This window comes from Enterobacter cloacae complex sp. S1, assembly GCF_014930525.1.
Lineage (GTDB): Bacteria > Pseudomonadota > Gammaproteobacteria > Enterobacterales > Enterobacteriaceae > Enterobacter > Enterobacter hormaechei_C.
Genome location: NZ_JADBRE010000004.1, coordinates 557,064 through 564,746, shown reverse-complemented (window position 1 = coordinate 564,746; position 7,683 = coordinate 557,064). Strand labels below are relative to the sequence as shown.

The 7,683-nt window shown below is 61.0% G+C and carries 6 protein-coding genes; 2 read left to right on the top strand and 4 right to left on the bottom strand.

What is annotated here, in order from left to right:
- The 4 genes from IM290_RS05165 to IM290_RS05150 all read right to left on the bottom strand — a co-directional run.
- On the bottom strand, positions 1 to 639 hold a 639-nt coding region (locus IM290_RS05165), incomplete at its 3' end, for a HoxN/HupN/NixA family nickel/cobalt transporter (protein WP_370532098.1).
- A 1-nt stretch (position 640) separates the two neighbouring features.
- Positions 641 to 2,857: a carbamoyltransferase HypF gene (gene hypF / locus IM290_RS05160; RefSeq protein WP_193042628.1), complete on the bottom strand. Its 2,217-nt coding sequence runs from the start codon at positions 2,855 to 2,857 to the stop codon at positions 641 to 643.
- 6 nt (positions 2,858 to 2,863) lie between these two features.
- Entirely contained in the window at positions 2,864 to 3,409 is a 546-nt protein-coding gene (gene hydN / locus IM290_RS05155; RefSeq protein WP_017382793.1) for an electron transport protein HydN, read from the bottom strand.
- Positions 3,410 to 3,542: 133 nt separating this feature from the next.
- A complete protein-coding gene (locus IM290_RS05150; protein ID WP_368749980.1) occupies positions 3,543 to 4,580 on the bottom strand; it encodes a LacI family DNA-binding transcriptional regulator in 1,038 nt (345 codons plus the stop codon).
- Positions 4,581 to 4,769: 189 nt separating this feature from the next.
- On the opposite strand from IM290_RS05150, the gene ascF reads away from it, so the two are divergent.
- Positions 4,770 to 6,221, top strand: coding sequence for a PTS cellobiose/arbutin/salicin transporter subunit IIBC (gene ascF, locus IM290_RS05145; RefSeq protein ID WP_193042626.1), 1,452 nt, complete (start codon positions 4,770 to 4,772; stop codon positions 6,219 to 6,221).
- An 18-nt stretch (positions 6,222 to 6,239) separates the two neighbouring features.
- Entirely contained in the window at positions 6,240 to 7,664 is a 1,425-nt protein-coding gene (locus IM290_RS05140) for a 6-phospho-beta-glucosidase (protein WP_193042625.1), read from the top strand.
- The last annotated feature ends 19 nt before the right edge of the window (positions 7,665 to 7,683 follow it).

Genomic DNA, 7,683 nt, shown 5'->3' with positions numbered 1-7,683 from the left:
GGCGCTGGCGGCGGAGATCCCCAGCACGCCGATTTCGGTGGCGGTGTCGAACCCCAGGCCGAACAGGAAACCGACCAGGTACATCTGCCAGCTTTTATTGACGAGGCGGAAGGTTTTGCCGAACAGCCAGTTCATGACGCCGCCCTGTGCAGGCAGCGTGATGTCGCCCTGCACGGGATTGCCGTGTTTCAGCGCCTGAAAACTGCGCCAGACGCCGCGCAGGATCACCATATTCACCAGCGCCATCGCCAGCAGGAAGGTGGCGGAGACGGCGGTGCCGATCAGGCTGCCGGTCTCGTGAAACCACGCCATATTTTTCTGAAACGCCGTGGCGGTCGCGGCGATGGCAATGGACGCCAGCACCACGATGGTGGAGTGTCCGAGGGAAAACCATGCGCCCACGCCGGACGGGCGCTTGCCCTGCTGCATCATTTTACGCGTCACGGTATCAATCGCGGCGATATGGTCGGCATCCACCGCATGACGCAGTCCGTAACACCAGGCCAGCAGGCTGGCCGCCATCAGCGCCGTACTGCCGCTAAAGGTGTGCCACGCCAGCCCCCAGGCCAGCAGGTTAGCCATCCCGAGAGCCAGCAGCAGGCACGCTGCACGAGGTTCATTGCGTAAAAGTCGTAACATTTTAAATCCCTTGTGAACATGATCGGGCGGCAGCAACCACCGCCTGCCCGAAGGAGATCGCTCCGTCGCCTGCGGGCAGGCGCGAAGGAAAAAGAAGCGTGAAATCAGAAAGGTAATGACGAAGGCGCGCGCGCAGCAGGCGGTTGTGAAGGACGCCGCCGCTGAAGCACACCGTCGTGAGCGACCGTCGGCGGGCATGCGTTGCCGCCAGTTCGCTCAGCCCTTTTGCCAGCGCATCGTGAAAAGCCCAGGCACGCTCGCCGGGTTCCGCCCGCCAGGTAAGCCACTGTTGCCAGAACAGCGCAAGGTTATCCGTCTGGAGCGTCACCGGATGATCAACCTCTGCGCAGCGTTCGGCCAGCGCCTCCAGCCGGCACGCGGCTTCGCCCTCATAGCGTTGCGTTTCAATACCCAACGCACAGGCCACAGCGTCGAACAGACGACCACAGGAGGAGGCCCGCGGCGCATTGATACCGCGCGACACAGCCGTTGCCAGCAGCGGCCAGTTTTGACGCTGTACCACCTCAGTTTCCGGGTACTGCTGCCAGTCAGGTACGAACGCCAGACAGTGGGCGAGCAAATTGCGCCACGGCTGTTTTGCCGCCAGATCGCCCCCCGGCAGCGCAACGGCTGGCAGACCGCCCAGTCGTTCGCAGTCGCGATAGTTCACCCGCAGGCACTCGCCGCCCCACAGCGCGCCGTTCTCGCCCATGCCGATCCCGTCCAGGGTCAGGGCAATAACATCCCCGCCGTCGAGCGGCCAGCCATTCTCCGCCAGACACGCTGCCGCATGCGCATGATGATGCAGCACGGTCTCAACGGGCAGCGCCTGCGCCCGGGCCCACAGTCGGGCGTGATAACCCGGATGGGCATCGCACACCACGCGCTCAGGCTGAAAGGCGTAGATGTCCTGCATCGTCGAGAGCGCACTGCGCCACTGCGCCTCTACCCCCTCGTCGCTCAGATCGCCAAAATGCTGGCTCAGCACCGCCTGGTTGCCACGCACCAGGCTGAAGGTGTTTTTCATCTCCGCGCCGGTGCATAACATGGGCGGGATGTCGCGGAATCCGGCGGGCAATGTGATGGCATCCGGCACAAAACCGCGTGCGCGACGCAGCATCGTGCCCTCCTGGTCCATCACTGAATCATCCATCCGTTGCAGGATGTCGCGGTTGTGCAGCAGGAAGCCGTCAGCGATGTCACTGAGTTCTTCCAGCGCCTGCTGGTTGCTTATGGCGGGTGGATGGCCGCTGAGGTTGCCGGAGGTCATCACCAGCGGGCGCTGGCAGTCCAGCATCAGCAAATGCTGGAGCGGGTTCGCAGGCAGCATCACGCCGACCGTATCCAGCCCCGGCGCAATCTCCTCAGGAAACGCAGGAAGGCAGGCTTTTGGCGTCAGCACAATCGGCGCAGCGGGTGAACGTAACAGCGTCTGGATGGCCTCCGGCAGATCGTCCGCATGCGGGATCATCACCGCCAGCGGCCTGGTCGGGCGCTGCTTGCGTGCCCGTAATTTCCGAACCGCCTGCGGGTTAAGCGCGTCGCAGACCAGGTGAAAACCGCCCAGCCCTTTGACCGCCACAATCCCGCCGCCTTCCAGCATCGCCACCGCCGCGCTTAACGCCGATTCGCGGGTGGCAGCAGCCTCCCCGGCTCGCCACTCCAGCTGCGGTCCGCAATCCGGGCAGGCCACCGGCTGGGCGTGAAAACGCCGGTCAGCCGGGTTGCGGTACTCCGTTTCACAGGGCACACAGAGAGGGAATGGCGCCATTGACGTGGCCGGGCGGTCATAGGGCATGGCGCGGATAATGGTAAACCGCGGCCCGCAGTGGGTGCAGTTGATAAACGGGTAGCGGTAGCGACGTTCGCGGGGATCGCGCATCTCCGCCAGGCATGCGGGACAGGTGGCGGCATCCGGGACGATTTGCGTGTCCATCGCCCCGCTCTCGCTGTGGCGGATGACAAACTCGTCCGGCAGCGTCCTCCAGCTGAACGGCTGCGTTTCAACGCGATCGATGCGCGCCAGCGGTGGGCAGTCCTGGCGCAGCCTCGCGGTAAAGTCACCCCCACTGCCCGCGAGACGCACCAGGACACCCTCTCCGTCGTTGCAGACGTCGCCTGCCAGCCCCAGCTGGTGCGCAAGCTGCCAGACGAAGGGACGAAATCCTACCCCCTGCACCTTGCCGCGCACCCGAAGCTGTACGCCGTTAACGCGCATCGCAATTTAAAACAGCAGCGATGATGAGGTGTCGAACGCCGCGCGGCGGCGTTTTTCGGCACTCATCTGTTCGAGCTTGTCGCGATCGACGCAGACCAGCGCATGCGTCGGACAGGCTTCCATACACGCCGGACCGGCGTCGCGGTGGTAGCAGAGGTCACATTTATTGGCTTCGGCTTTCTCCGCGCGTACGCTCAGCCCGATACCGCTGTTGCGCACCACCGGGCGAACCACCACCTCCATCGCGCCATACGGACACGCCACCACACAGGTTTTGCACCCGATGCAGCGCTCCTGCATCACATGCACGAAGCCTTTCTCGCGCTTAATCGCCCCGTTCGGACAGACGTTGGCGCACGGCGCATCTTCGCACTGGCGACAGATAGCGGCGGTAGAAATATTCACGCCTTTAATGACGTGGATGCGCGGCAGGAAGGTATCAGGGGTGAGAGAGGCGCAATCCTGCTCTGCCTGATGGGACACCACGCACGCCACTTCACAGGTACGGCAACCAATGCATTTGCTGGCATCGGCCATAATAAAACGGTTCATCTGCTTCTCCGGCATAACTGTTATGCGCGAAGCTATTCATAAACCGTGCCAATATTTAATGCATTGATTTTTTAGGGAAATTTAAAAGAGAAGGATCTGTCATCGTCATTAGTGACGATGACAGATGTCGACGTCAGCGATGCGGGCCGTCAATGACGGAGTCGCGCAGGATAAGCTCGCCGGAAAAGGTTTGCTGAGGCTTAAACTCACCGCCGTCGAGCATGAAAATCATACGGCTGATGGTCTCCTGAATCATCTCCGTTACTGGAATACGCACGCTGGAGAGGGACGGCACGATATAGGGCGCGATTGCCACGTCGTCAAAGCCGATGACGGACACTGCGCCCGGCGTGGCGACGCCGCTCTCGTGCAGCTGCCTGATGGCGCCAATCGCCATATCGTCGTTACTCGCCACCAGCGCGGTAAACGTTTCGCCGCGGGTGAGCAACTGAGAGACCGCCGCCGCGCCGCTGGCCGGGTTCCACTTCCCTTCGGCGATCAGCGCGTCGCGAACTGCAATCCCGTGCTGCGCCAGCGCGTCCTTGTAGCCGGAAAGACGCTCCACCCCGGTGGGGGAATCCAGCGAACCGGTGATAAACGCAATCTCCCGGTGGCCTTTCTCAATCAGCTGCGATACCGCGTCCTGACACGACGCTTTATGATCGGACCAGACGCTGTGACTGCTGTTTTTCCGCAAACGGCGGTTGAGCACCATGATCGGCTGCTCGCATTTCTCAATGATCTCGTCCAGCGCTTCCACGCTCAGAAAACGCGGATAGATGATTACCGCGTCGCAGCGCATGTCGAGCAGGTACTGGATCGCCTCGCGCTCCTCTTCGGCGCTGTGCTTGCCGTCCGCCAGGATCAGCTGACGCCCCTTCTCTTCCGTCATCCGCGCGGCGTTAAACAGCAGCTCGCTAAAGTAGACCCCATGGTACAGGGTGTTCGTCACCACCAGCCCCAGAGTCTGGGTGCGTTTGGTCGCCAGGTTTCGCGCCAGCAGATTGGGGCGATACCCGCTCTCTTTGATGGCCTGAAAAACCCGGTCTTTCGTCTCCTGGCTGACGTAACCGTTCCCCGACAGTACCCGGGAGACCGTCGCTTTTGATACGCCTGCCCGCTTCGCCACTTCCAGCATCGTGGTCATATTATTATTCCGTCTGAACCTGATGGGCGCAGTGTACTGCACCGCAGAAAAATTGTCGCAGCGGCGTTATCACGCTTTTTACGGCCACGAGTGATCGTCATCACGAAACGAAAAAATGCATAAAAAGTGGTCTTGCTTCATTAAAAGAAACTCATGATGATTGTGTGAAACCGGTTTCCTACACTTCTCACAACGATAACAGGATCACATCCGATGGCAAAAAATTACGCTGCGCTGGCGACCGACGTCGTTAGCGCGCTGGGCGGCAAAGAGAACATCGTCGCCGTCACCCACTGTATGACGCGACTGCGCTTCGTCCTGAAAGACGAAAGCCTCACCGACGCCGCACGCCTGAAAAGCATCAGCGGCGTGCTCGGCGTGGTGCGCAACGACAACCAGTGTCAGGTGATCATCGGCAACACCGTGTCCCAGGCATACCGTGAAGTGGTGAGCCTGCTGCCCGCTAACCTGCAACCTGCCGTAGCGGAAGGTCCACAGAGGCTCACGCTGCGCCGGATTGGCGCCGGGATCCTCGACGCGCTGATCGGCACCATGTCTCCGCTGATCCCGGCGATCATCGGCGGGTCGATGGTCAAGCTGCTGGCGATGATCCTTGAGATGACCGGCGTGCTGGGCAAAGGCGACCCGACGCTGACGATCCTGACCGTTATCGGCGACGGCGCGTTCTTCTTCCTGCCGCTGATGGTGGCGGCGTCCGCGGCGGTGAAGTTCAAAACCAACATGTCGCTGGCAATCGCCATCGCGGGCGTTCTGGTTCACCCGAGCTTTATCGAGCTGATGGCGAAAGCCGCGCAGGGCGAGCACGTTGAGTTCGCCTTCATTCCGGTGACGGCGGTGAAATACACCTACACGGTGATCCCCGCCCTGGTGATGACCTGGTGCCTGTCATACATCGAACGCTGGGTGGATCGCATTACCCCGGCGGTGACCAAAAACTTCCTCAAGCCGATGCTGATCGTGCTGATTGCCGCCCCGCTCGCCATCGTACTGATTGGCCCGCTCGGGATCTGGATCGGCAGCGCCATCTCCGCGCTGGTCTACACCATTCACGGCTATCTGGGCTGGCTCTCCGTTGCCATTATGGGCGCGCTGTGGCCGCTGCTGGTGATGACCGGGATGCACCGCGTGTTTACGCCGACCATCATCCAGACCATTGCCGAAACGGGCAAAGAAGGGATGGTGATGCCGTCGGAGATCGGCGCCAACCTGTCGCTCGGCGGTTCGTCGCTGGCGGTGGCGTGGAAAACCAAAAATCCGGAGCTGCGCCAGACGGCGCTGGCCGCGGCGGCCTCCGCCATCATGGCGGGGATCTCTGAACCGGCCCTGTACGGCGTAGCGGTACGCCTGAAGCGTCCGCTGATTGCGAGCCTGATCAGCGGCTTTATCTGCGGCGCGGTGGCAGGCATGGCAGGCCTTGCCAGCCATTCGATGGCGGCGCCGGGGCTGTTTACCAGCGTGCAGTTCTTCGACCCGGCCAACCCGATGACCATCGTCTGGGTGTTTGGCGTGATGGGTCTGGCGGTAGTGCTGTCGTTTGTGCTAACCCTGCTGTTAGGGTTTGAGGATATCCCGGTAGAAGACGAAGCCGAAAAAGCACGCGCCCTGCAAACCGCACCGGTACAGAACAAAGCAGCAGAAGCATAAACTGAAAGCGAGGTAAGAATGTCTGTTTTTCCACAAGGATTTTTATGGGGCGGCGCGCTTGCCGCCAACCAGAGTGAAGGGGCTTACCGTGAAGGCGGCAAAGGACTGACGACGGTCGACATGATCCCCCACGGCGCAAACCGTCTGGCGGTAAAAGTCGGCAAGGAAAAACGGTTTTCGTTGCGGGACGACGAATTCTACCCGAGCCACGAGGCGATTGATTTTTACCATCGCTACAAAGAAGACATCGCCCTGATGGCGGAGATGGGCTTTACGGTGTTCCGCACCTCGATTGCCTGGAGCCGCCTCTACCCGAACGGCGACGAACCGCTGCCGAATCAGGAAGGCATTGCCTTCTACCGCGCGGTGTTCGAGGAGTGTAAAAAGTACAACATCGAGCCGCTGGTGACGCTCTGCCACTTCGACGTGCCGATGCACCTGGTGACGGAGTACGGCTCCTGGCGCAACCGTAAGATGGTGGATTTCTTCGCCCGCTACGCCCGCACCTGCTTCGAGGCGTTTAACGGGCTGGTGAAATACTGGCTGACCTTCAACGAAATCAACATCATGCTGCACAGCCCGTTCTCCGGCGCGGGGCTGGTATTTGAAGAAGGTGAAAACGAGGACCAGGTGAAGTACCAGGCCGCGCACCACGAGCTGGTGGCGAGCGCGCTGGCGACCAAAATTGCCCACGAGGTGAACCCGGAAAACCAGGTCGGTTGTATGCTGGCGGGCGGCAATTTTTACCCCTGGTCCTGCAAGCCGGAAGACGTGTGGACGGCGCTGGAGAAAGACCGCGAGAACCTGTTCTTTATCGACGTGCAGGCGCGCGGCAGCTATCCGGCTTACTCTGCCCGCGTGTTCCGCGAGAAAGGCGTGGTGATTGTGAAAGACCCGGGCGACGATGAACTGCTGAAAAACACCGTCGACTTTGTCTCGTTCAGCTATTACGCCTCGCGCTGCGCGTCGGCGGACATGAACGCGGGAAACACCAGCGCGGCGAACATCGTGAAGTCCCTGCGCAACCCGCATATTCAGGTGAGCGAATGGGGCTGGGGCATTGACCCGCTCGGCCTGCGCATCACCATGAACATGATGTACGACCGCTACCAGAAGCCGCTGTTCCTGGTGGAAAACGGCCTTGGAGCGAAGGACGTCATTGATGAAAACGGCGAGATCAACGACGACTACCGAATCAGCTACCTGCGCGAGCATATTCGCGCGATGGCTGATGCGATTGAGGACGGCGTACCGCTGCTGGGCTACACCACCTGGGGCTGCATTGACCTTGTCTCGGCCTCAACGGGGGAAATGAGCAAGCGCTACGGGTTTGTGTACGTCGACCGGGACGACGCTGGGAACGGCACGCTGGACCGCAAGCGCAAGAAATCATTCTGGTGGTATAAGAAGGTGATTGCGAGTAACGGGGGGGATCTGGAGTAGCCTGTTGCCCTCACCCCAG

Coding starts and splice junctions, on each gene's coding strand:
- ascF (WP_193042626.1), top strand. CDS start 4,770: ATGGCAAAAAATTACGCTGCGCTGGCGACCGACGTCGTTAGCGCGCTG.
- IM290_RS05140 (WP_193042625.1), top strand. CDS start 6,240: ATGTCTGTTTTTCCACAAGGATTTTTATGGGGCGGCGCGCTTGCCGCC.
- hypF (WP_193042628.1), bottom strand. CDS start 2,857: ATGCGCGTTAACGGCGTACAGCTTCGGGTGCGCGGCAAGGTGCAGGGG.
- hydN (WP_017382793.1), bottom strand. CDS start 3,409: ATGAACCGTTTTATTATGGCCGATGCCAGCAAATGCATTGGTTGCCGT.